Genomic DNA, 26,879 nt, shown 5'->3' with positions numbered 1-26,879 from the left:
GTATTTTTCAGCTTTGTTCGCGGCTTGCACCCGTCCTACGAAAACAACAATAACGATTAGAGCCCATGGAAAACAAAGTAATTACCCAAGAAAACGATCAGGACGATGAAATCAGCCTGATTGATTTATTAATCGTACTGGCCAAGCATAAAAAATTAATTTTTGGCCTGCCTATTGTGTTTGGCATTTTAGCTTTAGTGTATGGCTTAGTCGCCACGCCTATTTTTGAAGCCAAAACAACTATTTTGCCACCACAACAACAGCAGTCTTCTGCATCGGCGATGTTGGCATCATTGGGTGGATTGGCGGGGGGCGCAGGTGCGGCGTTGGGGATGAAAAGCCCGAATGATATTTATATCGCCATGATGCAAAGCCGCCGTTTGGAAGAAAAACTGGTCGAGCGTTTTAAGTTGCAATCGGTATACGAAACTGAAACAGCGGGTGAAACCTTGCTTGCCCTTGAGGGCAGCAGCAAGATTGCTAGCGGTAAAGATGGTTTGATTTCGATTACGGTAGAGGATAAAGACCCAAAACTGGCGGCTGCCATTGCTAATGCCTATGTAGAAGAGCTACGTAATTTAAGTAAGGTGTTGGCTGTGACTGAAGCAGCGCAGCGCCGTCAGTTTTTTGAAGGGCAGATTGTTACGGCTAAAAAAGAGCTGGCCGACGCAGAAGTTGCCTTAAGGCAGTTACAGGAAAAAACCGGTGTGTTGCAGCTCAATGAGCAGGGCAAAGTGGCGATAGAAGCAGTTGCTGCTTTACGTGCCAGAGTATCGGCCAAGCAAGTGCAGCTGAATGCCATGCGTAATTTTGCTACTGAGAATAATCCTGAATTACAAAGAGCCAAGGCGGAGCTTGATAGCCTGCAAACCCAGCTGGTAGATATGAGCAAGGGCGGGGATGAGAATGAAGATGTGCTCATCGCTAAGAGCAAAGCGCCAGGAATTGGTTTGGATTACATTCGCAAAATGCGTGATGTGAAATACCAAGAAACACTATTTGAGTTGATGTCTAAGCAATATGAAATTGCTAAATTAGATGAAGCCAAAGATGGTGCAAATATTCAGGTATTAGATAGCGCCATTGCCCCAGAAAGAAAAGCCAAACCTAAACGTGCCATTTTAATTTTACTGGCCTTATTTGCGGGCTTCTTTTTGGCTATTTTGGCGAGCTTTATCCTAGAAGCAATGAATAAAATGGGTACAAATCCAGAGCAAAAACAGCGTCTGGATTTATTAAAGAACACATGGAAGGGCGTAGCATGATTTTAGTCACGGGTGGTGCAGGTTTTATTGGTGGTAATTTTGTATTGGATTGGCTGGCCCAGTCTGATGAGCCGCTTATTAATGTAGATAAGCTCACTTATGCTGGCAATCTAGATACCTTAGCCTCATTAAAAAACGATGCACGGCATATTTTTGTGCGCGCAGATATTGGCGATAAAGCCGTAATCAGCGAATTACTGGCCAAATATCAGCCCCGTGCTGTGATTAATTTTGCCGCTGAATCGCATGTGGATCGATCCATTAGCGGCCCGGGCGAGTTTATTCAGACCAATGTAGTGGGCACATTTAATTTGCTAGAAGCCGTGCGCGGCTATTGGACAGATTTAGCTGCGGATAATAAAACTGCTTTTCGCTTTTTGCATGTGTCTACCGATGAAGTTTATGGCTCTTTAGCGGTTGATGACCCTGCCTTTACCGAAACCAAGGCTTACGAGCCAAACAGCCCGTATTCCGCATCTAAAGCCGCATCCGATCATTTGGTTCGAGCGTGGCACCATACCTATGGACTGCCGGTATTAACCACCAATTGCTCCAATAATTACGGCCCTTATCATTTCCCTGAAAAGTTGATCCCGCTGGTGATTCTGAATGCCCTTGCTGGTAAAGCCTTGCCGATTTATGGCGATGGCCAGCAGATTCGCGACTGGCTGTATGTAAAAGATCATTGCAGCGCCATTCGCCGCGTGTTGGAAGCGGGCGTAGTGGGTGAAACTTATAATGTAGGCGGCTGGAATGAAAAGCCGAATTTAGATGTAGTCCACACCATCTGCCAGATTCTTGACGAGCGACAGCCGAGAAGTGATGGCAAGGCTTACGCTGAGCAAGTCACCTATGTAACAGATCGCCCCGGCCACGATAAGCGCTACGCCATTGATGCGAGTAAGCTAGAGCGAGAGCTAGGCTGGAAACCTGCGGAAACCTTTGAAACAGGTATTGCTAAAACGGTAGATTGGTATCTGACTCACCAGGATTGGGTGCAGAATGTAAGTAGTGGTCATTATCAGGACTGGATTGATCAGCAATACGGGGCTTAAAAAAATGGCAGAAGTGACGCCGGTTTTGGATAAGAAACTGATTGATGCGGTAGTGGGCATTATTTTGCGCCATTTAAATCCAAGCAGAATCTGGTTGTTTGGCTCACGCGTGGATGGTGAAGCCAAGGAGACCAGTGATTATGATTTTGCCTTTGATGATGCAAATGCCAGTTCTGAAAGCATGGCCATAATTCGTGCAGAAGTGGATTTGTTGCCAACCTTAATCAAAATTGACGTCGCTAATATTGCCCATGCTGAGCCGCGTTTTTCTCAAAGGGTGAAAGAGACTGGGCGGGTGTTATTCAGTGCCAGCAAGCAATTGCGTGCAGAAGACGGCTTATTGTATTTCTCCAGAGCGTTGCGACGTTTACGCTTGGTGCAAGAAGAAGCGATTGCCTTACGCCAAGAAGGTTTTGGCGATGTGGTCTTGGATATTAACGTGCAGCGTTTCGAGTTTACTTTTGAAATGTCTTGGAAAGCATTAAAGCGCTATTTAGATTTTGTGGGAATTGATAGCAAAAATCCCCGCGCTATTTTTAAAGACGCTTTTGCTCAAGGCTTACTTCAGGATGAGGCTCTTTGGCTAGACATGATAGAAATGCGTAATTTATCCAGCCATGTTTATGACGAGCGAGAGGTGTCTGCTTTATTAGGCAAAGTAGGCGCTTATATTGGTGCATTTAATCAATTAGAAGCTAGCTTGCAAGCTGCTTTAGCCAGTGAAAAGTAGATCCCAGTGAAGAGTAGGTCAAAATGAAGCAAACTATTCGTATTCTATTGACCGGCAAAAACGGCCAACTCGGTTTTGAGCTGCAGCGCAGCCTAGCCGTGCTGGGTACGGTGATTGCGGTTGATCGGGATGGTTGTGATTTAAGTGATCCAGCAGCGATACGAGCACTGGTCGCCAGAACACAGCCACATGTGATTGTGAACCCTGCTGCGCATACGGCAGTGGATAAGGCCGAAAGCGAGCCAGAGCTAGCGTGCGCAATTAACACGATTGCCCCACAAGTTTTTGCAGAGGAAGCGGCTAAGATTGGCGCTTTGCTGGTGCATTACTCCACCGATTATGTGTTTGATGGCACAAAAGACGGCTGGTATAGCGAGACTGACACGCCTAACCCGCAGTCTGTGTATGGAAAGACTAAGTTAGCCGGAGAGCTGGCGATTGCCGCCGCCAATCCACGGCATCTGATATTTAGAACCAGCTGGGTGTTTGGCGCGCACGGCGGCAACTTCCTGAAAACCATCTTGCGCTTGGCGGGTGAGCGGGAGGAGCTAAAAATCATCGCCGACCAACACGGCGCGCCGACTGCGGCAAGCTTATTGGCCGATGTGACCGCTCATGCGATTCAGCAAATTTTAGCCTCGGAGCAATCCCTAACTCCCGACTCCCCACTCCCTGTCTTATATGGTACTTATCATCTAGTTGCCGCTGGAAGTACAACGTGGCATGGCTATGCAGAGAGCGTGGTTGAGCGAGCAAAAGCGGCTGACGTTCAAGTTAAAGCTACACAAATTCTCCCCATCCCAACCAGCGCTTACCCCTTACCCGCACCAAGGCCAGCAAATTCACAGCTAAGCACAGAAAAGCTACAAGCCGCCTTTGGCCTTTGTCTGCCAGATTGGCAAGACGGTGTGACGCAAGTGATGACCTTGCTGAGCAAAAACTAATGTCATTGCAGCGCTTGCAAACAGCACTGGAGCAGGCCACTAAAGTCAGCTTTGCTGTTTTAGTGGGCAGCCGTGCCAATGGCAGCGCCCATGCGGAGAGTGATTGGGATATTGGCATTGCATTTGAATATGGCATTGACCCGCTGGAGCGTTACCAGCAGCTTGGTGATTTGCAAGTGCAGTTGGCACAAGCCACGGGCCTGCATCCAGATCAGCTGGATTTAATTGATATTGCCCAAGCAGGCCTTGCTATGCGTGAGCAAATAGCGAATTACGGCGTGCTACTAAAGGGAGATAACACGCTGGTTTGGAGTCGTTTTTTAACGAAAACATGGCGCGAGCTGGAAATGTTTCAGTGGGAAAAAGAGCATGAAGTTTAATACCTATCAAGCTGAAACCGCTGCCCATGCGGCAAGGCAAGCTTTAATTTTGCAGGAAGCAAAGCAGCGCTTGCAGCAAAATCATAGCCTCAGCGCATTGGAGTTTTCTGGAGTCGCTCATGCGCTACAGGTGATTACAGAAAGCGCAATTGGCAAGGCAAAACATTTGCTAAAAGCACAGGGACAAGTTGCGCCAGTGAGCGCATATGATTGTTTTGCCTTGCTGCATCAATTGCGCTTGCAAACGAGTGAAGAGTTACAAGCTTGGCAAAGGGCAGTAGGACTGAGAAATAGAATTGTGCATGATTATTTGAATTTAGACAGCAGGGTGATTTATCGTTTGCTTGAAACGAATGCCTATCAATTTATGCTGGATTTTTTAAATACCCCATTTCAATGTAATCCTGATGAGGTGCGTGGCATTAAAGGATGAAAATGATCCATGTTCGATCTGCTCAATATCTGGATGGCTATCGTATTGCATTGGAATTTAATAATGACGAGCGCGGAATTGTAGATTTAAGTGATTTAATCCAGCGCTATCCAATTGCTTGGCCGCTAAGAGATCAAACCTTATTTGCTCAATTTTACTTGGATGAATGGCCGACCTTGGTATGGCATTGTGGCTTTGATGTATCGCCAGAAACACTCTATGAGCGAGCAAGTGGCAAGACGATCGCTTGGTTAAAGCAAGCATAATGAATTTGTAGGGCGGGAGAAACCCGCCAGATAACCGTAAACGAGAAAAATATGACAACTTCTAATACAAGCACATCAACTCGCAAAGGCATTATCTTAGCCGGTGGCAGTGGCACTCGTCTTTATCCGGCCACCTTAGCCGTGAGTAAGCAGCTGCTACCTATTTATGATAAGCCGATGATTTACTACCCGCTTTGTACCTTGCTGCTGGCGGGCATCAAAGAAATCCTGATTATCTCCACCCCGCAAGACACCCCGCGCTTTGAGCAATTATTGGGCGATGGTAGCCAGTGGGGTATTCAGCTGCAATATGCAGTACAAGCCAGCCCAGACGGCCTTGCCCAAGCCTTTATTATTGGGGAAGAATTTATTGGCAAAGACAATTGCGCTTTGGTGTTGGGTGACAACATCTACTACGGCCACGATTTTGCTGGATTATTACAAGACGCATCGGCCAAAACCAGCGGTGCCAGCGTATTTGCCTACCGCGTTACCGACCCTGAGCGCTACGGTGTAGTGGAGTTTGATGAGCAAGGCAAAGCCGTTAGCCTAGAAGAAAAACCACTCAAACCGAAATCAAACTACGCCGTAACGGGCCTTTATTTCTACGACAATCGCGTAATAGAAATTGCCAAGGCGATTAAACCGTCCCCTCGTGGAGAACTAGAAATCACCGATGTAAACGCTGCCTACTTAGCCATGGGCGAGCTAGACGTACAAACTATGGGCCGAGGCTATGCTTGGCTAGATACCGGCACCCATGAGTCCTTGCTAGAAGCCAGCCAATTCATCCAAACCATCGAATCGCGCCAAGGTCTAAAAGTATGCTGCCCCGAAGAAATCGCCTACCGCTCAGGCTGGATTGATGCTGCACAAATAGAAAAACTAGCCCAACCTTTAAAGAAAAATGCCTATGGGCAGTATTTATTGAACATGCTAAAAGACAAAACATTCTGATGATTTTTTGTGGTAAGCGTGGTTTACTAGCCAACCACTTGTGTTGAGCGTTTTTTGTCGATAAAGAAAATCATTCTTACATAGGAATAAAACCCGAAGAATGGGCTAAGCCCATCTTTGGTGTGAAAAGTACAATATGAAAATCATTGATACCGCAATTAGCGATGTAAAAATTATCGAGCCGCAAGTCTTTGGAGACGAGCGCGGTTTCTTTTACGAAAGCTTTAACCACGCCAAATTTGAAGCCGCAATTGGCCAGAAAGTTGAGTTTGTACAAGACAACCATTCCCGCTCAGTAAAAGGGGTATTGCGTGGTTTGCATTATCAATTGCCACCGCATCCCCAAGGCAAATTAGTGCGCTGTACTTTGGGGGAAGTCTTTGATGTTGCCGTAGATATCCGCAAATCGTCACCTACTTTTGGGCAATGGGTGGGCGTTACACTGAGTGCCGAAAACAAGCGTCAGCTATGGATACCAGAAGGCTTTGCGCATGGTTTTGTCGTGGTGTCAGAGGTGGCAGAGTTTTTATATAAAACTACAGATTATTGGTACCAGAACCTTGAGCAATCTATACGATGGGATGACCTAAATTTAGGAATTGAATGGCCAGATTGTATGACAGCAGTTCTGTCTAAAAAAGATGAATTTGCGTCCCCGTTTTTAGAGGCATCCATATTTGATTAATAAATAGTTAACCTTTCAACGAATAAGATTTAAAAGTAGTGTTTTAGTAAGGTAGTTATTATTGATATGCACTAACACTTAGTAAAGTTGGTCTATAGAAATTTTTTGAGGTCTTATGAGTACAGAAAAATATATTGTTGGTGTTGTTGGTGCTGGCGTAATGGGTACAAGTTTGGTGCAGTTATTGAGTATGTCAAATGCGGTGGAAACTGTTTATTGGCGTTCTGCACGTGGTGCCGATCTAAATGAAAGGATGGAAGAGATCTTTCGATATTTGGATAAACTAGCAAAGAAAGGCAGGATATCCGCTGAAGTGGCAAGTGCTGCAAAGAATAAAATTGTAAATGTGAAATGTTTTGATGAATTTATACATTGTGATTTCGTTCATGAAGCGGCTGAAGAATCGTTAGGAGTTAAAGCTGGTGTAATCAATAAATTAAATTTAGTTGAAAATTCAAAATATATTATTGCATCTAATACTTCATCTATTTCAATTACAGATTTGTCTCAGGCAATGATTGAGCCAGAGAACTTGATTGGGATGCATTTTTTCAACCCCGCTCCATTAATGAAGCTCGTTGAAGTTATACGAGGTTACCATACCAGTGATCGTGTAGAAAACGCTGTCAAAAAATATGCAGAGGCAATAGGGAAATGCCCTGTTGTTGTAACTGATTCGCCAGGTTTTATTGTCAATAGAATGCTAATTCCCATGATTAATGAAGCAGTTTGTATCTTGGCTGAAAATGTTACGGATCGTGATTCCATTGATAATGCAATGAGATTTGGGGCAAATCATCCCATAGGTCCATTGGCACTATCAGATTTAATTGGCAATGATGTTGTTTTGTCGATAATGGAAGTTTTATATAGTGAAACGGGTGATCAGAAATATCGTCCTCATCCATACTTAAAAAAAATGGTGAGAGCAAAAAGGTTAGGTAAAAAAGTGGGTAAAGGGTTTTATGATTATTAATAATAAGGGTGCCATATGATTAAGGTTGTTGGCAAAGGGCGTGTAGAAATTGGGAAAAATTGCAATATTGGGGAAGATGCCGTTGTGATTTTTAAGAATGAATCATTATTATCAATTGGAGATTATGTAACGATCGGTAATGGTGTAAAGATTATAATTGAAAATGGGAATGTCACAATTGGTGATTGGTCTACAATTCACGCAAATACGTTATTGCTATCAACTGCAGGCCTTTCTATTGGGAGGCATTGTTGGTTTGGTCAAAATTCAATTTTAGATGGTACGGGTGGGTTAAGTATTGATGATGGTGTGAGAGTAGGGATGTACTCACAAATCTGGACTCACGTTGCTGCCGGTGAACAGATTGAAGGTTGTAAACTATTTTCTAGCCGATCTACACGAATTGGTCGAGATGTTTGGCTTGTTGGGTCCTGCACTGTTGGTTCAGGTATTGATATTGGTGAAAGAGCGATTTGCATGAATGGTTCAAATATTACAAAGTCGATCCCCGCCCATGCTGTAGTTGCTGGAATACCTGCCAGAGTTCGAGAGGGGGTTAGTTTTTATAAAAATATCAGCTTAAGTGAAAAGTTCTCATTGATGCTTGGGTGGGTTGATGAATTTTGTAATTTGTTCAATTTTACTCACCATGTTGTAAATGATCATTCAATTATAATTAACGGTGAAAGTGAATTGATCATTTATTTATATGAGCTTAATTTTCAAGACAGAGAAGAAAATTTATCTTCTGTAGCATTTTGCATTGAAAATAAAAAATACGAGAAGAAATTTACTGAAACAGAAGAGAAGTTCATTAGATTTTTAAGCGGTAACAAAGCACGTTTTTATCCAATCCAATAAATGGAATAATGTTTATGCTTCCCTTAATTAAAGTCGGTATGCCGGACCGCTCAAAACTGATGCCAATGCTGGAAAACGTTTTATATAGTGGGATGTTGGCAGAAGGCGAAGCTGTTTATGAGTTTGAGCGTCGTTTTGCGCAGCATTTTGGACTGGATAGGGCTATAGCAATGTCTAGTGGTACTGCTGCGTTACATGCTGCATTGGTTTTGGCCGGGGTCAATGCGAATGATGAAGTAATTACAACGAGTATGACTGCTGAGCCAACAAATGTGGTTATTTTGCAGGTGGGGGCAATACCCGTTTTTGCAGATGTAGATGTCAATTCTGGTAATTTAGATCCTAAAGATATAGAACGTAAAATCACAGAAAAAACTAAAGCGATTGTCGTTGTTCATTATGCTGGAATTCCAGTTCGCTTGGCTGAAATTGCGGAAATTGCTAAGAAACACCATATTCCTTTAATTGAAGATTGCGCCCACGCATTGGGTGCTCGATATGCAAATCGAAGTATTGGATGCATAGGTGACTTTGCTATTTTTTCCATGCAAGCAATCAAGCATATGACGACCGTAGATGGTGGCATTCTTACATTTAAGGATGAAACATTACTGCGATCCGCCAAGAAGTTTCGATGGTTTGGGTTAGAAAAAGGCATACCACGCACCGAGGTAGATATAAATAGCGTGGGTTATAAATATAATATGCATAATGTTGCTGCAACCATTGGCCTAGCTCAACTGGATGTTATTGATGGCCTGATTAGTCGTCATATTTCAAATGGTCGCTATTTTGATGAACACATTAGCAAAATTCCAGGACTCTCAGTTCCTTTTTTTGATGAGGTTGCTAGCCCAAGTTATTGGCTATATACGATATTTTCGGATGATTCCAGTAATATAGAAAAGCTACTTTCAAATATTGGTGTTGCAGCTAATAAATTACATCGGCCAAATCATTATCACAGTATATTTAAACCATTTGCTGGTGTGTTGCCGGAATTAGAAAAGTATTATCAGAATATGATTCATATACCGTGTGGTTGGTGGGTTAGTGATGAAGATCGCGATAGAATTGTAAATGCATTGCAAAGAGGTTAGGCATGATGAATCTTCCATTATTTGGGGTTGTTAATTCCGCTGAAATGGAGCGCGTTGTAGTCGATGTGTTAAGAAGCGGAAAAATTGCCAGTGGAGAATATGTAACTAAATTTGAAGCTGGACTTGGAGAATTATTAGGGAAAAAAAATGTAGTTACAACCGTCGACATGACAAGCGCAATGCATTTGGCGTTGTATATTGCGGGGGTGGGGGTGGGTGATGAAGTCATTACAAGCCCATTTTCTTGTCTTGCTACCAACTCCCCAATAGCTACACTTGGTGCGACTCCAGTTTGGGTAGATTTACTTCCAGATTCAGTATTAATTGATGTTAAGGCATTTAAAGCATCAATTACGCCCAAAACTAAAGCGGCGATTGTCTACCATGTCGCTGGATACCCTGCGCCAATTGAAGAAATTGCTGCTATATGTAGAGAGTATAAAATTATTCTTGTTGAAGATTGTGATAACGCCTTATTAGCAACAGTCAATGGAAAGCAGGTCGGCTCATGGGGGGACTTTTCAGTCTATTCGTTTTACCCTAATCGGCAAATAAATGCATCTGAAGGCGGTGCATTGGTTTGTCGTTTAGAGCAAGATGCAATTAAAGCAAAACGGTTACGAAGATTTGGAATTAACAGTTCACAATTTAGACGTACTGATGGTGAAATTAACCCACTGGAGGATGTCAAAGAGGCCGGGTGGGCTTGTACATTAAATAATTTATGTTCAGCGCTAGGCTATATGCAGTTGCCTGATGTTCATCGCCGGGTTGATGCAGCGAGAAGAAATGCCAAATACCTAGATCAATATTTTTTTGGTTCAAAAAAAATTGTTCCAATTAAACCAATTGATGGATCAACTCCATCGTATTGGGTTTACTTAATTGTTTCCTCTAACCGAGATGCATTGCTTGCAGGACTAAAAGAACTTGGCATTTTTGCGTCAATATTACATCAGAATAACCATATATATAGTTGTTTTGCAAAAAATGCTCATGAACAAGGGCTGAAGAATGCAAATGAATTACAAAAAAATATAATTGCCTTGCCATGTGGTTGGTGGCTGGATTCAGATGATATGCAAAAAATTGCAACTGCTGTCTTGGCCTTGGCATGAGTTTAAGGATGAACAAAGTTATTTCTGCTTTTAAAAATAGAGAATTATTCAACTTAGTTATGCTTTTTTTTAGTAAGGCTGGCGCCGTGTTGGTAGGCGTTGTTTTTTTGCCGCTGTATAGCCACCTTTTAGGTGTAGAGCAGTTTGCTGTTTTAGCGGTAATATTGTCATTCCAAGCTTTGCTATTAATGTTAGATTTTGGAATGTCAACAGTTGTAGGTAGAGATTTAGCCTTACACCAATACAAAAATGAGGGTGTAAGTACATATATTAGCGCACTAATTTTTGTGGTTCTTATATATTTTTTATTCACCTTAGTATTCGGTGGATTATATTATTTTTTTGACTACTTGCTATTTGATAGTGTTGCACAAAGTGGATTGGCTATTCTATTTTTTATGCTGAGTGTTTTGCAAAACATTATCACGACATCTCTTGTTTCGACCTTGCAATATAAATCAGCTAGTAGCATTCAAGCTGGAGCAGTTTTGATTAAGGCAATATGTGCCTGGCTGGCAATGGTTTACATACAAGCTTCAATTGATACATTTCTAATTGTGCATTGTCTTTTAGGTTTCATACATTTAGTTATTTTGCATAAATTGTTTCATAAGACAGTTCAAAGATCATTTTTTGATAAGAATTTAATAAAGATTAAGACTGTTTTTAATTCAGCAAAACCGTTATTTTTATTTGGTGTGGCAGGTGCGGTTGCTTTACAGTCAGATAAAATAATTATTTCAAAATTTATGACTGCTGAAGCCGTATCATCATATTTCTTTGCGATGACATTTTGTATGACTCCACTGGCAATTTTAGGTGGCCCTATAACCCAGTATTTTCAACCTAAAATTATTTTAGCTAATGCAGGTGCGGATAAAATATATTCTTTTAAATTGATCAAGTATTTTGTATTGATTTTGGTACTGGTTTCATTGATTTTTTCTGCCTTTTTAATATATTTTAGAGAAGAATTACTGTTTTATTGGTTAGGTATTTACCCACATAAATCGGAGGTTGCAAATTACATAAAAATATTAATGCCTGGCTTGGCGATTGGTGCTTTAGGATATATTCCATTTGTAATGCTTACTTCAATAAAAGACTTTCATTTTCAGGCCAAGCTATCAATATGTCTAACAACAATTCTTGTGGGCTTTGTATTTCTAAGTGCAAGACTGGGGCGATTAGATCTTATTTGCATATGTTATGCTTTATACCACTCAGGTTCAACGGTATCATCGTGGTTACGAAGTGTTTGTGTGCGTGAAATAAAAGAGCATTCAATCTTTGCCGCAAAAGTAGCTATCTTTCCGGCTATTTTTTTTCTTACAATATGTTATTTTCTGTGAAATGTTATTGATGGAGCAATGAATATGTTTGACGATAAAGTGTTAATGATCACTGGTGGTACCGGTTCTTTTGGAAATACCGTTTTAAGTCGATTTTTAAATACCAATGTGCGTGAAATTATCGTTTTTAGCCGCGATGAAAAAAAACAAGAAGATATGCGTATTGCAATAGGCAATAGGAAAGTAAAATTTCATATTGGTGACACTCGTGATTACAATAGCATACGCCAAGCAATGACAGGTGTTGATTATGTATTTCATGCAGCAGCTTTAAAACAGGTGCCGTCCTGCGAGTTTTACCCAATGGAAGCAGTCCGTACCAATGTGATTGGCACAGAAAATGTACTAAGTGCAGCTGTTTCTGCCGGGGTAAAGAGAGTTGTATTACTGAGTACAGATAAAGCAGTTTACCCTATTAATGCGATGGGGATTTCTAAAGCAATGGCAGAAAAAGTGCTTGTTGCAAAATCAAGAACAGTTCCTGAAGGGGGGCCCGTGATGTGTGCTACCCGTTACGGAAATGTAATGGCTTCTCGCGGATCGGTTATACCTTTATTTATTGAGAAAATTAAAGCGGGCCTCCCATTAACTGTTACCGATCCTAATATGACACGATTCTTAATGTCACTTGAGGATTCTGTTGATTTAGTTATGCATGCCTTTGCTCATGGTGAACAAGGTGATATTTTTGTGCAAAAAGCACCTGCTAGTACCGTGGGTGATTTAGGTATTGCAATTAAAGAATTATTTAATAGTGATGCTCCGGTTAACATTATGGGTACACGTCACGGTGAAAAGCTTTACGAGTCATTGGTATCGCGTGAAGAAATGGCAAGAGCTGATGACATGGGGCGTTATTACCGTATCCCTGCTGATAATAGAGATTTAAATTACGATAAATTTATTATAGAAGGCCAGCCGGAGGCAAATCATATTGATGACTACACTTCCCACAATACGGAAAGACTAAGTGTAGATCAAATTAAAGAGTTGTTACTAACATTGACATATGTGCAAGAGCAGTTGGGGGCTAAGGTTTAACGTGAGTAAATTGCTATCAATTATAGTTCCCTCGAAAAATCGGCAAGAATTACTTATGGCCATGATAAATCACTACAATTGCCTGTGTCGTGAGGGGGTAGAGATTATTATTTACGATAATAGCAGCTTACCAGTTCAGGATCTCAGTATATTTGGTGGAGGAATTAGATATATCCATGATTCTGAGCAGCTTTCTGTTGGAGCAAATTTTTCAAAGGCTATTGATTCAGCAAATGGTGAGTTTTTAACTATCATTGGTGATGATGATGAAATTTGTCTGAAGAATTATGATAAATTATTATTGCAACTAAAAGATACGAATTTTGATGCAATTTCTGCTCCTATTTTTGATATAAAGTTTTGGCGTGGTACATCTACTAAATTTACTGGTGTATTTACAGAGGACACTCTAATCTCTCCAAATTTTATTGGAAAGTCATTGATCCGTATAGTCTTCCTAGTTTCTTCCCTCTTTAGGTCAAGGATGTCTTCCTTTTGGATTATGGCTCCAGATTTATGGGCACATCCTAAAGCGTATTTTGGTATAGTTAGAAAAAAATGTTTAATACAAGGGCTGGAAAATAATGGAGAAAGGGCGGTTTATTTGTCTCCGGATGCATATTTAATGGGCAGGATGTCAAGGTTTGATAATATTAAAATCTTGACGGAGCAGTTGTTTATACCTGGTACATCGCAAAGTTCTACTAGCCATTTAAGTAACCAAAGGTCTCATATTGGCTTGATATCTGAGCAAAAACATTTCGATATTAACGACCTTAAAAAATTACCAAAAAACGTTCCTGATTCATTTTTACCTGAGGTGATTTGGGCAGCTTCTTATGCAGCGGGGGCTGGAAAAGATACTTTATCTAAGTATAGGGTTAGGCTGATAGGTAATTATCTACGGCTAAAATATGGTAAGAATATTCCTGCATCATTAGGCGGTGGTGTTTGGTCCTATTTTTCTAGCTCTGGCATGCTCGCTTTTACATACTTTGCTTTGAACCGTTTTATGGTGCTATTAACAGTTCTTGGGCGTTATGTTTTTTCTAAAAAAACAAGGCTTACTTGAGCAATTTATAACTGACTCCAGTTATTCGGGGGACGTGTGTTTATTTTTAAAAAATACTATTATTTAATTGTAATTTTCGTCCCTTTACTTATCGCATTGTTTGCAAAGAAATATTTATTTCTATCTACATTTAGTCAAGTTGTTTTTTTGTCTCTATTTGTTGGTAGTTGTTTTTTCTCAAGTGAGCTATTTAATCGGCGAGTGCTTTTTTTTCAATTTTCTTTGCTAGTGCTGGTTTTTATGGGCTGTTTATATAATGATAGCTCATTTATTTATGCATTTAAAAATGCTATATATATATTAATGCTTCCGTTTCTTTATAGAATGGTAAAGAAAGGTTTTTCTTTAAATTTGAAATTTGTTTGTTGGCTTAATTTCCTTGCAATAGCTTGGTATATCATTGACCCGTCTTCATACATTACTGATTCACTAGGCGGATCTGCAAGGATGGTAGGCTTTGGTATCAATCCGAACGTGTGGGGTTGTTTATCAATTTTGTTTGCCAGTGCTATTTTTTCAATTAAAAATAAGAAATTTGAAGACTGGGTGTCTTTATCAGGTTTTTTATTGTCAGCTTTTTTTTCTGGCTCAACTACAGCAATGTTGGTTTTACCTCTTGTTTTTTCTCGTTCTTTTAAGTATGTGATTGTATATGTATTAATGTTAGTGCTTGGTGGGGGCTATTTATTTTTAATGTTTGAAAATATTTCTTTGTTTGTTCCTTCGCTGTTTGCAAGGTTCGAGCTATGGAAAATTGCAGCAGAGTCGATTTCTCTGCACACTTATATAATTGGAAATGGATACGACTACTTTGGTGCTGGAATATCTACTGTTGATTCGTCTACCGTTAGAATAGTTGATTCATTTTTTGTTTCATCGTTTGTTTCTGGTGGTGTTTTTACATTGCTATTGATTTGTTGGTTTTATTTTTATATTCCTGCACATTATGCAGCAAAGAATAATGATTTAACATTGCTAGTTTTTGTTTCTATTTTTTTTATATGTAATTTTATGGGTAATTTTCTTGAGAATGGTTTCCCAATAAATCTTGTGTATGTTGTGTTGATTTTCCAGAGACTAGTAAACGATAAAAGGAAATAGGTGTGGGGATTACTATTATCAGCCTCGGTTCAAAGTTTAGCGGGGGGGGCTTGTCGTTCAAGAAATTATGCATAATATTTTATCAGCAGGCTTAAAGGTAAATCATAAGTCATATCCATGGGCTTGGTGTAAAAATCATCGCTGGTTAGAGAGAGTGGCACAAGTCTATTGGTTGATTTTTTGGCCTCTTCATGTTCTAAGAGATGCAAATACTATTGTAGTAGCGCATTCATTTTTTGTTGCTAATCCCTTGGTTTATTTTATTCGTAACAAAAAAATGTATAATTTATTTCAAGGCGAAGAGTTCTTATTACTTGCTTACCCATTTAACAAAATAGTTCAATATTTTTTTTACAAAGAGGTCAAATTTTTTTTAACATTGCCTACAAATAAATATTTGGCTCAGCAAGTTGTCGATCGTGGAGGTGATGTTTATTTACCAGTAGTAAGCCTTGGCCCCAAGAGGTTTTTCTATAAAAATAATCCAGGAAATATTGCTTCAAAAAAAATAATTATTTTCGCTCGTGATGGTGCTAATAAGGGGGTGGATTTAGCAATTGAACTTTATAAAAACAAACATACTGTTTATGAGTTTGTTTTTATTGCGGCCGGTGATCTTTCCCGAAATAAATTAAGTATTAATGGCATTAATTATTTGGCTGATTTAAAACCCGAAGTAGTAAGTGAAGTATTGAGTAGTGGACAAGTTTTGTTTCTTCCGAGTAGTTATGAAGGGCTATCTTTGCCAATGTTAGAGGCTGTTGCAGCGGGTATGATGGTTGTAACTTGCACCGATGGTTTTCCTCGTTGGGCTGCTACGCAGTCAAATAGAATCATTTATGTAGAAGATAAGTCATTAAATAAAATTGAAATCGCTCTGTCTAAAGCCTTTTTAAATTTAGGTGCTACAGGTTCTTTAGGTCGTGATGAAGTTTTTCATGTCGAAAATTATTCATTTGAAGGTTTTTGTAAAGATATTGCTGCTGAAATTGTTTCTTCATCGGCATGAGCATATTTTTATTTAAACGGATGTTTTTTTGCAAATATTTTATTGGTTTTTAAAAATGAATGAGCTTAATAATTTGAATGGTAGTAAATTTTTAGTTTCTTACTCCATTGTTAGCCATGGTCAAGGACAGTTGATTGAGGCCTTACTGGCAGACTTTAGAGAAGTTAAATATTTACATGAGTTAATAATTACTATTAATATTGCCGAGGATTTAGATTTTTTAGCTAAATTTAATGACTTACCAATTATTTTAATAGAGAAACTGAATATAAAAGGATTCGGTGAGAACCATAACTCAGCTTTCGAAATTGCGACGGGTGATATTTTTATCATAGTGAATCCGGATATCAGATTGCCAAAGTATGATGAAAATATATTGTTGGATGTCTTTAAACAAGAGCATGTTGGTGCAGTAGCGCCATTGGTTTTAAATTCATCCGGAGGCGTAGAGGATAGTGTTAGAAGGTTTCCGACTTTTTTTAGATTGTTCTGTAGAACAGTATTTAGGATAAAAAAATCTGACTATGTTTGTAATGATATTATCGAAGTAGACTGGGTAGCCGGTATGTTTGTTGCATTTCGAGTAAAGGCATATAAATCAGTGAATGGTTTTGATGAAAAATATTTTATGTATATGGAAGATGCAGATATTGCTTATAGATTGAAGAAAAAAAATTGGGCTGTAAAAATTCAGCCCAATACATCTGTTGTTCATGATGCACAAAGAGCAAGTAAGAAGAAGTTAAATCATCTTTGGTGGCACATAAATAGTGCAATTAGATATCTTCTAAAAAACTGGTAATATTAAAATATTCTATAAAAAGGCTTTATACTTTAAGTAGTAAATCTTAACTTGGGCACATCCATGCTTTATCTTGTATTAGCATTCCTAACCTCCGTCATCGTCACCATGCTCGTGATCCGTTTTGATCACTTGCATAGCCATATCTCTGGTGATCATGATTTAGGTGGGGTGCAGAAGTTTCATTCTCATTCGGTACCGCGGATTGGTGGGCTTTCTATCATGATGGGGATGCTCGCGGTTTTATTGGCTGGGGCGATTAAAGAGACTCATTGGTTTCCGCAGTTTGCTATGTTGATTGTGGCTAGTTTGCCTGCTTTTTTAGGGGGGCTGATTGAGGATTTAACTAAAAAAGTAGGGGTGTTAATGCGGCTGGGTTTAACCATGCTGGCGGCTTTATTAGGATACTTTTTATTGGGTGCAGGTATTGTTCGTTTAGATGTGCCTTATATTGATCTAATTATGCAATTTACTGTTGTTTCATTGCTTTTTACCATGTTTGCAGTGGCGGGCGTGGCAAATGCTTTTAATATTATTGATGGTTTTAATGGTTTATCTGCCGTTGTGGCAATTATGATTTTTTCTGGGCTGGCTTATGTTTCATTTGCTTTAGGTGATTGGTTTTTGGTAATTGCTAATATGGGCATGATTGGTGCCTGTTTTGGGTTTTTACTTTGGAATTACCCCAGAGGGTTAATCTTTTTAGGTGATGGTGGGGCGTATTTTGTTGGCTTTATGGTGGCAGAATTATCCGTATTGCTGATGGCAAGGCATCCTAGTGTTTCTATTTGGTTTCCGTTCTTGCTTTGTATTTACCCAGTATTTGAAACGCTATTTACTATTTATCGTCGTAAATTTGTAAAAGGTGTTTCTCCTGGTTTGCCTGATGGCATCCATTTGCACACGCTTATTTATAGGCGAGTAGTGCGTTTGCAATTAGGTGAAGATGTGGCGCGTTATAAAGTGCAGCGTAATGCTTTAACTGCGCCATATTTATGGGCTCTATCATCTTTTGCGGCTATTCCAGCAGTTATATTTTGGGAGAGCCCGTATATTTTATTAGGCTTTGTTTTATTGTTTATTGCCAGTTATATTTTGCTGTATAAAATGATTGTTAATTTTAAAATTCCACAATGGATGGTAATTAACAAAGATAGTTAGTAAAGCAAGCTTGATATTGGAAGAGAAGGGGAAGGCAAGATGCTTTCCTCTTTGCTTTTTACCGTATGTATGCCAGTTTTAATTTCTTTGTGGTATCTTTCTGCCAAACTTTGCCAAGATAGTTCATTTTTTATATATTCTGCAGTTTTTCTTGTTATTTTATCTAATTGTATATCTGTTAGCGTTAGTGTGTTCTTTATTGTGTCGGTTATATTTTTTATCTTTATATAATGCACCCCAGTCTCAAACCTCGTCCCCTCACCCCAAACTCAGTACTAATAATTGGCAGCCCTGCCGCTGCATATTCAATGAGTTTTAAATTAGATCCAGAACCATTTAGCATTGGGTTGAGTCCGATGGAGGTGATTTGTAACCAGAGTTGTTTTTCTGCTTGGCTGACTACGCCTAAAAAACGCACATTATTGGGTATTTTACGTTGCTTAAATGCATCGGCTACACTGCCTAAAATAATATATTGCAGGGATATATCTTGTGCTGCGGCGATCAATATTTTCTCTACAGCTTCTAAATTGGGGCCGTGATTGCTGCCCATAAAGAGGGATATATTATTTGTGGATTCTAGCCCCATTTGCATGCGTATTTCTTTGCGACCTGCTTGGTCTAAATACTTAATATTTTGAGTGTCAGCGCCATTGGCAATTACGCTGAATTGATGATCAGGGATTTGATACAGGGCTTGCATACGCTGGCTGTCTTCATTGCTGCAGCAAATTATATGAAGCGCGCCCATGGCACATTGGAATTCTAATTCTTTGATTTTTTGCGCTTCATTAGGGTGCTGCTGATATATTTGTGCCTTCAGGTCGGCTTCTACATTATGCGCTTCATAGAGCCATTGCTTAACGCCAGCCTGTATCATTGCCGGATATGCATAAGGATGGCTGCAGATAACCACGCTGGCCCATGGGGCACGGCGTTTAATCTCGGTTTGCCATTCTGGTAATAACTCAGGATGTGCGGCTGCTAGCCAATCAACGCAGGATATATTTAATCTTTTTTCTTCTGCGCTTAGTTTTTTTCTAAATTCATTGCCTACCGGTATTAAGACTTCAATAAAGTTCTCATTTAAGTTTCTGCTTTTAATGATTCTGGTATTAAAGTCTAAGTTAAGTATCTCTACCGAATAGCCAAGCATTGATAGCTCTGAATACAAATGATAAAGCCGTGCCTGCCCACCGCTGATAACGGGGTAGATGGGATAGGTATTGAGTACCAATATTTTGGGCTGATATGGTACGTTTACATTTAAAAGCTCTTTCGCTAATGTTGGCCAGTTTATATCTTTAACCGCGTTATGCGCTTGTTGGCCAAGCTGATAGCTAAGTGATGGGTTTTCGCAAAGTTGTTTAATTGCTTTTGCGATTTCATCACAATCTGGTTCTATAATAAGGCCGTTTTCCATATGTCTGATTAATTCTGTGGCGCCTCCGCTATCTGTGCAGCTTAATACAGCTTTTCCTGCAATCATGGCCTCATAACTAATTAGGCCAAAGTCTTCGTGCTCGGGAATGAAAGGCACAAAAATAGCATTGGCATATTCTTGCGCTAATTGCTGCTCGGATATATGCCCAAGCAGGGTAATTGCAGCATTGGGGGGATTAGTTTTTGTAATTCAGTACCTTGTGGGCCTGTACCTGCAATTCTTAAAGGCGTTTTAACCCCCGATTTACAGTAGGCTTTAATGAGTAAATCAATTCTTTTAGGTGTATCGAGCCGGCTGGCGGTAAAAATGGCCGGGGGAATTTGCGTATCCGCTATAACCCCAGCTTGTGGTAGCGAGCTTGGGTGGTAAAGCACATCAGGTTTAATACCATCAGGAAAGTATTCTTTGCGATTGGCAACTTCATGGGCAATCGCTGTATAGCGAAAAATTTGCCCAGGAGCTAAGGCGACAGCATCAAGAAAATGAATAATTGCACGTAATAGCGGGCCGGGCAGAGTAATATCTTGCGGGCTCAGGATTTGTAATTCTTTAATGCGTTTTAATTCTGCAAAGAATTCGATAAGATGGGTTCTGTTTGGTTTTTTTATACTTAGCTGGCGGTATAGGGCAGGTAATTTTTGTGCCAAATGGTTAATATTTTTTGTTAAATTTGTTGGATAAGTATCGTATAAGCCGCGCAGCGTGTGTTGCATAAATAGAATATGCCGAGGATGGGCAATCATCCATGCTGGATATTTAGTACTAATGACTAAATCAAAGTGATTTAAATCGAGTTCAGCAAAATTTTGATAGCTTTGAATAATGGCCCAAAAATCATGCTCCGGGCTGGGTAATTTAATCAGCTCAGCCGTAATGTTTTCCTGCTGATTTAATGTCAGCCACAGGCCTTTCCAAATGTTTTCAGCACCGCCCCACACAAAGGGCACTCCGCTTGGGGCAACAATAGCGACTTTCAATTAGCTCTCCAGTAATTTGCTGACTACGTTATTCCAGCTTATGCCTAATTTAGGCCATGCTGCTTTTGCGGTTTTACCCATTTCTAGTGTCTGACTTGGGTGCTCTGCAATCCAGTTTAATACCTCTGCTATGGACTGAGGATTGGGGGGGATAATCCAGCCGGTATGGCTGTGCTCAATAAACTCTAATGGCCCACCAGAATCGGTGCAGGTAATTACTGGCTTGCCGGAAAGCATGGCCTCATGGGTGATATAGCCATAATCTTCATCGAAAGGAGCAAAGAATACAGCGGTACAGTGGGCGTAATAGGCTATTTTCTCGGCTTCGCTAATTGCGCCTAGCATTCTCACTCTTTCGTATAAGCCTAGCTGATTAATTAATTGTTTAAGTGATTCCGATTGTCCGCCAGCACCTGCAATCACAATAGGTAAAGATTTAGGAGCCAGTGCAAGTGCTTTGATTAATAAATCTTGGCGCTTTAGAGCTTCTATTCTACTGGGGCAAAAAATATAGCCTAAATCTTCTGCACGATGAAATGCTTGATAAGCGGGGGGGGATGGTAGAGTGGCTGGGCTTTTAAATCATTGTATTGATAAAGGCGCTCTGCAACGCGTTTAGAGTTAGCAAAACGCTGGGTGCAGTGGCTCAATGCATATTGATCAAACTCTATAATGGCATCTTTAAGCTGGGCGAGCTGAGGGTTGCTATTTTGTGGTGAGTAAAGCTCATATACGGCGCGGTGCTGGTGCATAATCCAAGCGGTATGGCAATTGTGCTCAATGCCATAGCATGGAAATTGTAGGCTAATTAATCGATCAACCCTATATCCATTGGGTTGATTTAAATTTAATTTATTACACCATTGCATTAAATCAAGAATGGGTTGCTCGGGCTGAAAAGTAAAGGGGAGGCGTAGTGTTTCTACTTTACAGCCTGCATTTATTAATGCATCTGCGGTGCCTTGAATATGGTAATCCGCTCCGCCGTGCAAAAAAGGCGTGATATTTGCGGCAAGCATGATGTTCATTGCTTATTTCCAGCGCGTTTAGCAATCAGTGCATAATCTTGTGGCCCACATAGATGGCCATTTACCCGCTCGGTGAGTAAATCATTACCTGGTACTTTAGCTGACTCTGGATAAGGATTTAAACGTAGTATTTCGCAGTCTTTAAATCCATGATATTCAGCTAAAAACTGTAGACTATTTGGAGTTACTGGATTTTTATGGCTAAAATCATGATAGAAGGTATGGCTGCCTACTAACACATTTTCTGGATTAGGCGTTTCTAAAATAAGGATACCACCAGGGCTTAATACTCGATAGGCTTCTTTCAATAACCGAAATAGTATTTCAAATGGCAAATGCTCTACAACATGAAATGAGCTAATAGCACCAATTGATTTCTCTTTTAGATTAGATAAATAATCTAGTGCATCCGCATGTACTACAGATAAATTTTGCTCACGACAATGGCGAATCATTTCTTCACTTTGATCTACACCTTGGGCTTTTAAACCTTTTGTGTTCAGTAATTTAATCCACTCGCCACGGCCCATACCTATATCTAATAAAGGGAGTTGGCTGGTCCTTAATATATCTTCTACATACGGCGTATATTTTTCTAGTTTTCCAGTGATTTCATCTTCTGGGCCACGAAACTTTGCTTCAAATGCAAGGTAGTAGGCATCCACCTCGATATCTTCTACGTGAAGGGGTATTTCATAAGTAGCAGGTTGCGGATTCCCTGCCATTTTTTTTTAAAATTTGTTCGTTTAAATAGAGCGCTGTTTTACCATTATTAATCATACCATTACTGATAAAGAGCATTTTTTCCTCTGTATCGACAAGTGATTTATTAATAGCAGATAAATTATGTGCCAGTTCTTGCTTGATCTTCTCTTGGCTTATATTTAGGGTTTCAGAAAAACTATCAATGATATTGTTAAGACCATCAGTTTGCTGCTTAATGCTGCCGCGCACAAAATCTCTTACGTCATGAGCATTTTGTATTTTCTGCTCGAATAATTTATTGTATTGATCGTTTAATTCTTGATTTGCATTATTTAGTGAAGCTGTAAGATTGCTCTCTATATTAATTAGCTGCTGATTTACGGTATATGCTATTTTTTTATTGATGATTTCTAAATCGTGGCTTTGTTTGGCTAGTATTGCACTATGCTGAATCGTGGCTGTATTCATGCTGCTTATTTTAATGAGCTGATCGTGTATACGACCAACTAGGCCTGCGCCACGGCGGCCACCCCATATGGTTAGTATTTTATTTTCAAGCGCAATAATATAGCGGTCCAGCCGGTTTGTTTTTAATAAATGATCGTGATGTTTAGATTCAGTGCTGCATAACATTTGTAATGCAAATTTACGTAAACTGAGTCTGCCTGATGATATTAAATCATGGTAATTACGTGCGCCTTCTGTATCTGGCGCTCTACCTAAAATAACTTGGTATGAAAAAAATATAAATAAATGTGGGTTACCAATTGCAATTAGTTCTCTTAATGATTGTGGCAACCATGGCAATTGATATCTTTCAGTGCTATCTATTTTGTTAACTGCCAATAGCGTTGGCTGTGTATTTTGGCTAAGTGCATAAGATTGAACACGATTAATGATTGCATCTAGATTATGCATGGGCCTATACCTTTTACTCATTGTTTTCAGATTCAATGCAACTTTGCAAACTCAGCTCTATGGGGCTGCCATCTAAATAAGCCGCATCAAGCCTTACTACTCCCGCAAATACTTCATCAGAAATGACAGTAATGGTGGCGGCATGATCCCACCAATCATAGTTTTTAATTAAATGGTGATAGGAGGAGTGTAATGCAATACTCAAGTTATAGCTGCCAGCAGCTAGTCTAAAATCTGCAAGTTCAAAAATTATTTGAAATTTCTCACCTTGCTTAAGAGGTGGTTTTTTCTGCATTAAAAATGTATTTGATCCAAACACTTCATTGCCCACTCTATCTTTAATTAAAAATCCAATAGTTAAATCTGGTATTTTTTGTACTACTTGATAAGTTACATGTATTTGTATTTTACTGCCAGAAAGAACTGCCTGAATTTTTTCATTGTCTTTATATACGTCAACAGCAAGAAGCTTGGCTTCACCCGTCCCTGATCTAACCCCTTCATCGATACATATTTTATTATTTTCGCTATTTGAAATTAGTGCATTATAGTAATCAAGAATGGCAGCTGGGCTATCGTCGGCAAGCATCTTTCCCTTATCTAATAAAATAGCTCGATCACAAAGTGTTTTGACCGCGAGTGGGTCGTGCGATACAAATAAAAGCGAAGTACCAAGAGCCTGAAATGCTTTTATTTTATCAAAACATTTATGCTGGAAATAAGCATCCCCTACAGAAAGCGCTTCATCCACAATCAGTATTTCTGGCCTAACGGCGGTTGCTACGCTAAATGCCAAACGCATTTGCATTCCACTTGAATATTTTTTTAATTGAATATCAATATATTCTGCAAGCTCTGAAAAGCCAATGATGCTATCAATGTGCTGGTCTATTTCATGCCGGCTCATACCGAGTAGTTGGCCAGAGATATAAACATTTTCTCTACCACTCAATTCCTCATGAAAGCCGATACCAAGCTCTAATAAGGCACCAATTCTGCCATTTACTGTAATAAGGCCTTCGCTTGGGCTAAGCGTTTGGCAAATAAGCTTGAGCAAAGTGCTTTTTCCAGAACCATTGCGGCCAACAATCGCAATAGATTCGCCTGCTTCTATAGAGAAAGATATTTCTTTAAGTGCCCATTTATTAATGCAGTGCCGACTAGCATCTATGCCTAGCAAAGCTTGCAGCTTATGACGACGTAGTGGATATATGCTAAAAACTTTGGATACATTTTCAACAGAGATCAAGGCCATGCTTATAGATCATCCATGATTTTTTGAATGTTTTTAGAATAAAATATATAAAATATTAAAAATAAAGTTACGGAAAGGATGAGTGCGTAAAATAGCCAATTCCATGCAATTGGCCAGCCAAGTATAACCTGTTGCCCTAATTGCGAAACCCAGTAAACGGGGTTGAGATAAATATAATTTGCGGCCCATGTAGGTAAAATTTGTGGAGCATAGACTATTGGGGTTGCCCAAAATAATAACTGCATAATGGCATCAACAAATTGCCCTACATCTCTAATATAGGCATGGGCAAGTGCCAGTAGCCCAGATAAACTAAAAGCAAACAGGGTAATCACGGCTATTTGTAAAATATAAACCGCTATAATTTCAAAGCTGAATGATCCTAGTATAATTAAAAATATAAAATAAAACCCCGCTAAGACTAAACTATTAACAAGCGCAATGACTACTACTGATAGTAGTGGGATTATCTTTGAAATTTTATTTTTTCTAAGTAGGCCTGCATTTTCAACTAAAAATAATTTACCTTTGGCTATAATTTCGGAAAAATACTGCCAAACTAGCATGCCGCTGGTTAAATACATTGTATAAGCGTAATGACTATTTATACCTGGCAAACGAGATTTCATTAAATCTGCAAAAACTAAGCTATAGGTGAGTATCATTAATACAGGTGCAAAAAACAGCCAAAATATACCAAGTAATGACCCACTATATCTTGATTTAATTTCTCTACTTACCATTGCATGCAATAGCCAGCGGCCGGCGAGTATTCTTTTAATGATTTCCAAAAAAAGCCCCCCATACGTAGAGTAATGTCATTGAGGAAATAATACCGGTGGTGTTGGCTAGCTGGTCATAAATACAACATTTTCTACCTGTTAATGGTTGCAATATTTCAATACTTGTTCCCATTAAAAATAAAATGATAAATGTTTTTGTGTAGGTAAAATAAGGTGCTATGAGTAGACTAAGAAAAAAGTAAGCAATAAAATGGATAACTTTATCATTTTTAACGGGAGAATATTGTTGCAAATTATAAAATGAACCCACAATAATGGTTATGATTGTGGATGATATTAATACACCATTTAATAATGATTCGCCCATACATCCCTATATGTGTTAAGAGTTTTAGCGGCACATCGATCCCAGGTAAAGTAATTTGATCTAATTAGCCCTTCGGTGATGTGATCGCTAGCGCATTCAGGGTTGAGGGCTAGATTGGTCATATGTTCTGCCAAGCCCTCTATATCACCGTTATTAAAATAAAAGGGGGCGGCTCCACCAATTTCTTGGATCGCTCCGCCTGCGGTGGTAATCACCGGCGTACCCACGCTCATTGATTCTAATACGGGTAAACCAAAGCCTTCATAAGCCGATGGATAGACCATGCAGCGTGCGCCAGCCAAAAGGGCGGGCAAGTCTTCTTCAGTTACATATTGTAGCCAATGAACATTCTTACTCTTTTTTATTCTGTTTAATAGATCTTCACACTTCCAGCCAGCTCCGCCAATAATAATTAATGGAAGTGTGGTTTTTTTGTTTTGAACTAGCATTTGATAGGCTAGTAATAGGTCTTCAATTTTTTTTCTAGGCTCAATGGTGCCCAAAAATAGAAAGTAGTCTTTGCTTGGTAGATTATATTTTTTTAATATTTGGCTATTGTAAGATTCAGGCGAAAACTTATTATGGTCTACGCCGTTATAGGTGATGTGTAGTTTATTTGTTACCTCGGGCATCCAATTGATCAGCTCTTTTTGTACTGATTTCGATACCACAAAGATGGCTTCTGCCTTTTCTAGTGTGATAGGGAGGTGATCATTTAAAAAGCGAACTCTTTCGATTGGGTGCCATTCTGGGTTAATAATATGGGATAAGTCGTGAACGGTTACTAAATATGGGTATTGTAATACCGTTGGAATGTAATTAGGTTCGTGATAGATATAGTTTTTATTCTTAATGGTGTGTGCACCACGATTGCTATGATATTTTTTTCTAAGATAGCATTTTAATGCTGGAAATCGATTCACGAAATTTCTTAGCTTAGAAAGTAGATACTCATTATTGGTTTTTTTGCTAACACGGCCAAATTGATAGTAATTTAGGTCAATATCTGTTTCAAATTGCTGCATCGCCCTAGATAAGCTGGTTGCATAGCGGCCTATCCCCGTGAGTGGTGGGATCATGCCTTGGGCCGAAAATAAAATATTTATTTTATCCATTGCTCAGCTTTGTTTGGGT

General features: G+C 39.5%; 30 protein-coding genes. 20 read left to right on the top strand and 10 right to left on the bottom strand.

What is annotated here, in order from left to right; genetic code table 11:
* The first annotated feature begins 65 nt into the window (after positions 1-65).
* The 20 genes from C1H71_RS05885 to C1H71_RS05790 all read left to right on the top strand — a co-directional run bounded on the left by C1H71_RS05885 (position 66) and on the right by C1H71_RS05790 (position 18,308).
* Positions 66-1,265: a GumC family protein gene (locus C1H71_RS05885; protein WP_130105742.1), complete on the top strand. Its 1,200-nt coding sequence runs from the start codon at positions 66-68 to the stop codon at positions 1,263-1,265.
* Positions 1,262-2,320, top strand: coding sequence for a dTDP-glucose 4,6-dehydratase (gene rfbB / locus C1H71_RS05880; protein WP_130105741.1), 1,059 nt, complete (start codon positions 1,262-1,264; stop codon positions 2,318-2,320). Before C1H71_RS05885 ends, rfbB begins: the two co-directional genes overlap by 4 nt.
* A 4-nt stretch (positions 2,321-2,324) precedes the next feature.
* The gene (locus C1H71_RS05875; protein ID WP_130105740.1) at positions 2,325-3,050 is read left to right on the top strand and encodes an HI0074 family nucleotidyltransferase substrate-binding subunit; all 726 of its coding nucleotides are present in this window, start codon (positions 2,325-2,327) and stop codon (positions 3,048-3,050) included.
* 23 nt (positions 3,051-3,073) lie between these two features.
* A complete protein-coding gene (gene rfbD, locus C1H71_RS05870) occupies positions 3,074-3,994 on the top strand; it encodes a dTDP-4-dehydrorhamnose reductase (protein WP_130105739.1) in 921 nt (306 codons plus the stop codon).
* Entirely contained in the window at positions 3,994-4,374 is a 381-nt protein-coding gene (gene mntA, locus C1H71_RS05865) for a type VII toxin-antitoxin system MntA family adenylyltransferase antitoxin (protein WP_130105738.1), read from the top strand. The genes rfbD and mntA overlap by 1 nt, the downstream gene beginning before the upstream one ends.
* The gene (gene hepT, locus C1H71_RS05860) at positions 4,364-4,807 is read left to right on the top strand and encodes a type VII toxin-antitoxin system HepT family RNase toxin (protein ID WP_130105737.1); all 444 of its coding nucleotides are present in this window, start codon (positions 4,364-4,366) and stop codon (positions 4,805-4,807) included. The genes mntA and hepT overlap by 11 nt, the downstream gene beginning before the upstream one ends.
* A gap of 2 nt (positions 4,808-4,809) precedes the next feature.
* Positions 4,810-5,073: a DUF2442 domain-containing protein gene (locus C1H71_RS05855; protein WP_223145997.1), complete on the top strand. Its 264-nt coding sequence runs from the start codon at positions 4,810-4,812 to the stop codon at positions 5,071-5,073.
* 51 nt (positions 5,074-5,124) lie between these two features.
* Positions 5,125-6,030, top strand: coding sequence for a glucose-1-phosphate thymidylyltransferase RfbA (rfbA, locus tag C1H71_RS05850; protein ID WP_130105735.1), 906 nt, complete (start codon positions 5,125-5,127; stop codon positions 6,028-6,030).
* Between the two features lie 136 nt (positions 6,031-6,166).
* Entirely contained in the window at positions 6,167-6,715 is a 549-nt protein-coding gene (gene rfbC, locus C1H71_RS05845; RefSeq protein ID WP_130105734.1) for a dTDP-4-dehydrorhamnose 3,5-epimerase, read from the top strand.
* A 115-nt stretch (positions 6,716-6,830) separates the two neighbouring features.
* The gene (locus C1H71_RS05840; protein ID WP_130105733.1) at positions 6,831-7,691 is read left to right on the top strand and encodes a 3-hydroxyacyl-CoA dehydrogenase NAD-binding domain-containing protein; all 861 of its coding nucleotides are present in this window, start codon (positions 6,831-6,833) and stop codon (positions 7,689-7,691) included.
* A gap of 15 nt (positions 7,692-7,706) precedes the next feature.
* Positions 7,707-8,552: an acyltransferase gene (locus tag C1H71_RS05835; RefSeq protein ID WP_130105732.1), complete on the top strand. Its 846-nt coding sequence runs from the start codon at positions 7,707-7,709 to the stop codon at positions 8,550-8,552.
* Positions 8,553-8,566: 14 nt separating this feature from the next.
* A complete protein-coding gene (locus tag C1H71_RS05830; RefSeq protein ID WP_130105731.1) occupies positions 8,567-9,652 on the top strand; it encodes a DegT/DnrJ/EryC1/StrS family aminotransferase in 1,086 nt (361 codons plus the stop codon).
* 2 nt (positions 9,653-9,654) lie between these two features.
* On the top strand, positions 9,655-10,770 hold the full coding sequence (locus C1H71_RS05825; RefSeq protein WP_130105730.1) for a DegT/DnrJ/EryC1/StrS family aminotransferase: 1,116 nt from the start codon (positions 9,655-9,657) through the stop codon (positions 10,768-10,770).
* An 8-nt stretch (positions 10,771-10,778) separates the two neighbouring features.
* Positions 10,779-12,122 carry an oligosaccharide flippase family protein gene (locus C1H71_RS05820; RefSeq protein WP_188053611.1) on the top strand — a complete coding sequence of 448 codons (1,344 nt, stop codon included), beginning with the start codon at positions 10,779-10,781 and terminating at the stop codon, positions 12,120-12,122.
* A gap of 24 nt (positions 12,123-12,146) precedes the next feature.
* Positions 12,147-13,163, top strand: a complete 1,017-nt coding sequence (locus tag C1H71_RS05815) for a polysaccharide biosynthesis protein (RefSeq protein ID WP_130108142.1) — start codon at positions 12,147-12,149, stop codon at positions 13,161-13,163.
* On the top strand, positions 13,132-14,235 hold the full coding sequence (locus tag C1H71_RS05810) for a glycosyltransferase (protein WP_130105728.1): 1,104 nt from the start codon (positions 13,132-13,134) through the stop codon (positions 14,233-14,235). Before C1H71_RS05815 ends, C1H71_RS05810 begins: the two co-directional genes overlap by 32 nt.
* A gap of 36 nt (positions 14,236-14,271) precedes the next feature.
* Complete coding sequence (locus C1H71_RS05805) at positions 14,272-15,336, top strand: hypothetical protein (RefSeq protein WP_130105727.1); 1,065 nt, start codon at positions 14,272-14,274, stop codon at positions 15,334-15,336.
* Positions 15,337-15,403: 67 nt separating this feature from the next.
* Positions 15,404-16,345 (top strand): glycosyltransferase, encoded by a 942-nt coding sequence (locus C1H71_RS05800; protein ID WP_130105726.1) that lies wholly within the window; start codon positions 15,404-15,406, stop codon positions 16,343-16,345.
* 55 nt (positions 16,346-16,400) lie between these two features.
* Positions 16,401-17,147, top strand: coding sequence for a glycosyltransferase family 2 protein (locus C1H71_RS05795; RefSeq protein WP_130105725.1), 747 nt, complete (start codon positions 16,401-16,403; stop codon positions 17,145-17,147).
* 63 nt (positions 17,148-17,210) lie between these two features.
* The gene (locus C1H71_RS05790) at positions 17,211-18,308 is read left to right on the top strand and encodes an MraY family glycosyltransferase (RefSeq protein WP_130105724.1); all 1,098 of its coding nucleotides are present in this window, start codon (positions 17,211-17,213) and stop codon (positions 18,306-18,308) included.
* Between the two features lie 223 nt (positions 18,309-18,531).
* Here C1H71_RS05790 and C1H71_RS05785 read toward each other — a convergent pair whose 3' ends face one another.
* Genes C1H71_RS05785 through C1H71_RS05740 form a run of 10 tightly spaced genes read right to left on the bottom strand, consistent with a single transcriptional unit; the run spans position 18,532 to position 26,860 of the window.
* Positions 18,532-19,893 (bottom strand): glycosyltransferase, encoded by a 1,362-nt coding sequence (locus C1H71_RS05785; RefSeq protein WP_262488443.1) that lies wholly within the window; start codon positions 19,891-19,893, stop codon positions 18,532-18,534.
* Positions 19,875-20,729 (bottom strand): glycosyltransferase, encoded by an 855-nt coding sequence (locus C1H71_RS05780; RefSeq protein ID WP_130105722.1) that lies wholly within the window; start codon positions 20,727-20,729, stop codon positions 19,875-19,877. Before C1H71_RS05780 ends, C1H71_RS05785 begins: the two co-directional genes overlap by 19 nt.
* Positions 20,730-21,239 carry a glycosyltransferase family 4 protein gene (locus C1H71_RS05775; protein WP_130105721.1) on the bottom strand — a complete coding sequence of 170 codons (510 nt, stop codon included), beginning with the start codon at positions 21,237-21,239 and terminating at the stop codon, positions 20,730-20,732. It abuts the gene before it with no gap.
* A 5-nt stretch (positions 21,240-21,244) separates the two neighbouring features.
* On the bottom strand, positions 21,245-21,757 hold the full coding sequence (locus C1H71_RS05770; RefSeq protein WP_130105720.1) for a hypothetical protein: 513 nt from the start codon (positions 21,755-21,757) through the stop codon (positions 21,245-21,247).
* Entirely contained in the window at positions 21,754-22,422 is a 669-nt protein-coding gene (locus C1H71_RS05765) for a class I SAM-dependent methyltransferase (RefSeq protein WP_188053607.1), read from the bottom strand. The genes C1H71_RS05770 and C1H71_RS05765 overlap by 4 nt, the downstream gene beginning before the upstream one ends.
* Positions 22,423-22,450: 28 nt before the next feature.
* Positions 22,451-23,380 carry a DUF4214 domain-containing protein gene (locus tag C1H71_RS05760; protein WP_188053605.1) on the bottom strand — a complete coding sequence of 310 codons (930 nt, stop codon included), beginning with the start codon at positions 23,378-23,380 and terminating at the stop codon, positions 22,451-22,453.
* A gap of 13 nt (positions 23,381-23,393) precedes the next feature.
* Positions 23,394-24,635: an ABC transporter ATP-binding protein gene (locus C1H71_RS05755; RefSeq protein WP_130105717.1), complete on the bottom strand. Its 1,242-nt coding sequence runs from the start codon at positions 24,633-24,635 to the stop codon at positions 23,394-23,396.
* 2 nt (positions 24,636-24,637) lie between these two features.
* The gene (locus C1H71_RS05750) at positions 24,638-25,426 is read right to left on the bottom strand and encodes an ABC transporter permease (protein ID WP_130105716.1); all 789 of its coding nucleotides are present in this window, start codon (positions 25,424-25,426) and stop codon (positions 24,638-24,640) included.
* Positions 25,413-25,745 (bottom strand): VanZ family protein, encoded by a 333-nt coding sequence (locus tag C1H71_RS05745; protein ID WP_130105715.1) that lies wholly within the window; start codon positions 25,743-25,745, stop codon positions 25,413-25,415. Before C1H71_RS05745 ends, C1H71_RS05750 begins: the two co-directional genes overlap by 14 nt.
* Entirely contained in the window at positions 25,727-26,860 is a 1,134-nt protein-coding gene (locus C1H71_RS05740) for a glycosyltransferase family 4 protein (RefSeq protein ID WP_130105714.1), read from the bottom strand. Before C1H71_RS05740 ends, C1H71_RS05745 begins: the two co-directional genes overlap by 19 nt.
* Positions 26,861-26,879 lie beyond the last annotated feature (19 nt).

The sequence above is a fragment of the Iodobacter fluviatilis genome, from assembly GCF_004194535.1.
Taxonomy (GTDB): Bacteria; Pseudomonadota; Gammaproteobacteria; order Burkholderiales; family Chitinibacteraceae; genus Iodobacter; species Iodobacter fluviatilis_A.
Note: the sequence above shows the minus strand (reverse complement) of the source record. Positions and strands in the feature narration are given on the sequence as shown.

Excerpts from the sequence above, each read along its gene's own strand:
- rfbD (WP_130105739.1), top strand. The coding sequence starts at position 3,074 with ATGAAGCAAACTATTCGTATTCTATTGACCGGCAAAAACGGCCAACTC.
- C1H71_RS05760 (WP_188053605.1), bottom strand. The coding sequence starts at position 23,380 with ATGCATAATCTAGATGCAATCATTAATCGTGTTCAATCTTATGCACTT.
- mntA (WP_130105738.1), top strand. The coding sequence starts at position 3,994 with ATGTCATTGCAGCGCTTGCAAACAGCACTGGAGCAGGCCACTAAAGTC.
- C1H71_RS05745 (WP_130105715.1), bottom strand. The coding sequence starts at position 25,745 with ATGGGCGAATCATTATTAAATGGTGTATTAATATCATCCACAATCATA.
- C1H71_RS05855 (WP_223145997.1), top strand. The coding sequence starts at position 4,810 with ATGATCCATGTTCGATCTGCTCAATATCTGGATGGCTATCGTATTGCA.
- C1H71_RS05815 (WP_130108142.1), top strand. The coding sequence starts at position 12,147 with ATGTTTGACGATAAAGTGTTAATGATCACTGGTGGTACCGGTTCTTTT.
- C1H71_RS05830 (WP_130105731.1), top strand. The coding sequence starts at position 8,567 with ATGCTTCCCTTAATTAAAGTCGGTATGCCGGACCGCTCAAAACTGATG.
- C1H71_RS05740 (WP_130105714.1), bottom strand. The coding sequence starts at position 26,860 with ATGGATAAAATAAATATTTTATTTTCGGCCCAAGGCATGATCCCACCA.
- C1H71_RS05820 (WP_188053611.1), top strand. The coding sequence starts at position 10,779 with ATGAACAAAGTTATTTCTGCTTTTAAAAATAGAGAATTATTCAACTTA.
- C1H71_RS05885 (WP_130105742.1), top strand. The coding sequence starts at position 66 with ATGGAAAACAAAGTAATTACCCAAGAAAACGATCAGGACGATGAAATC.
- C1H71_RS05825 (WP_130105730.1), top strand. The coding sequence starts at position 9,655 with ATGATGAATCTTCCATTATTTGGGGTTGTTAATTCCGCTGAAATGGAG.
- C1H71_RS05840 (WP_130105733.1), top strand. The coding sequence starts at position 6,831 with ATGAGTACAGAAAAATATATTGTTGGTGTTGTTGGTGCTGGCGTAATG.
- C1H71_RS05800 (WP_130105726.1), top strand. The coding sequence starts at position 15,404 with ATGCATAATATTTTATCAGCAGGCTTAAAGGTAAATCATAAGTCATAT.
- C1H71_RS05790 (WP_130105724.1), top strand. The coding sequence starts at position 17,211 with ATGCTTTATCTTGTATTAGCATTCCTAACCTCCGTCATCGTCACCATG.
- C1H71_RS05875 (WP_130105740.1), top strand. The coding sequence starts at position 2,325 with ATGGCAGAAGTGACGCCGGTTTTGGATAAGAAACTGATTGATGCGGTA.
- hepT (WP_130105737.1), top strand. The coding sequence starts at position 4,364 with ATGAAGTTTAATACCTATCAAGCTGAAACCGCTGCCCATGCGGCAAGG.
- C1H71_RS05835 (WP_130105732.1), top strand. The coding sequence starts at position 7,707 with ATGATTAAGGTTGTTGGCAAAGGGCGTGTAGAAATTGGGAAAAATTGC.
- C1H71_RS05755 (WP_130105717.1), bottom strand. The coding sequence starts at position 24,635 with ATGGCCTTGATCTCTGTTGAAAATGTATCCAAAGTTTTTAGCATATAT.
- rfbC (WP_130105734.1), top strand. The coding sequence starts at position 6,167 with ATGAAAATCATTGATACCGCAATTAGCGATGTAAAAATTATCGAGCCG.
- rfbB (WP_130105741.1), top strand. The coding sequence starts at position 1,262 with ATGATTTTAGTCACGGGTGGTGCAGGTTTTATTGGTGGTAATTTTGTA.
- C1H71_RS05770 (WP_130105720.1), bottom strand. The coding sequence starts at position 21,757 with ATGAACATCATGCTTGCCGCAAATATCACGCCTTTTTTGCACGGCGGA.
- C1H71_RS05795 (WP_130105725.1), top strand. The coding sequence starts at position 16,401 with ATGAATGAGCTTAATAATTTGAATGGTAGTAAATTTTTAGTTTCTTAC.
- C1H71_RS05810 (WP_130105728.1), top strand. The coding sequence starts at position 13,132 with ATGTGCAAGAGCAGTTGGGGGCTAAGGTTTAACGTGAGTAAATTGCTA.
- rfbA (WP_130105735.1), top strand. The coding sequence starts at position 5,125 with ATGACAACTTCTAATACAAGCACATCAACTCGCAAAGGCATTATCTTA.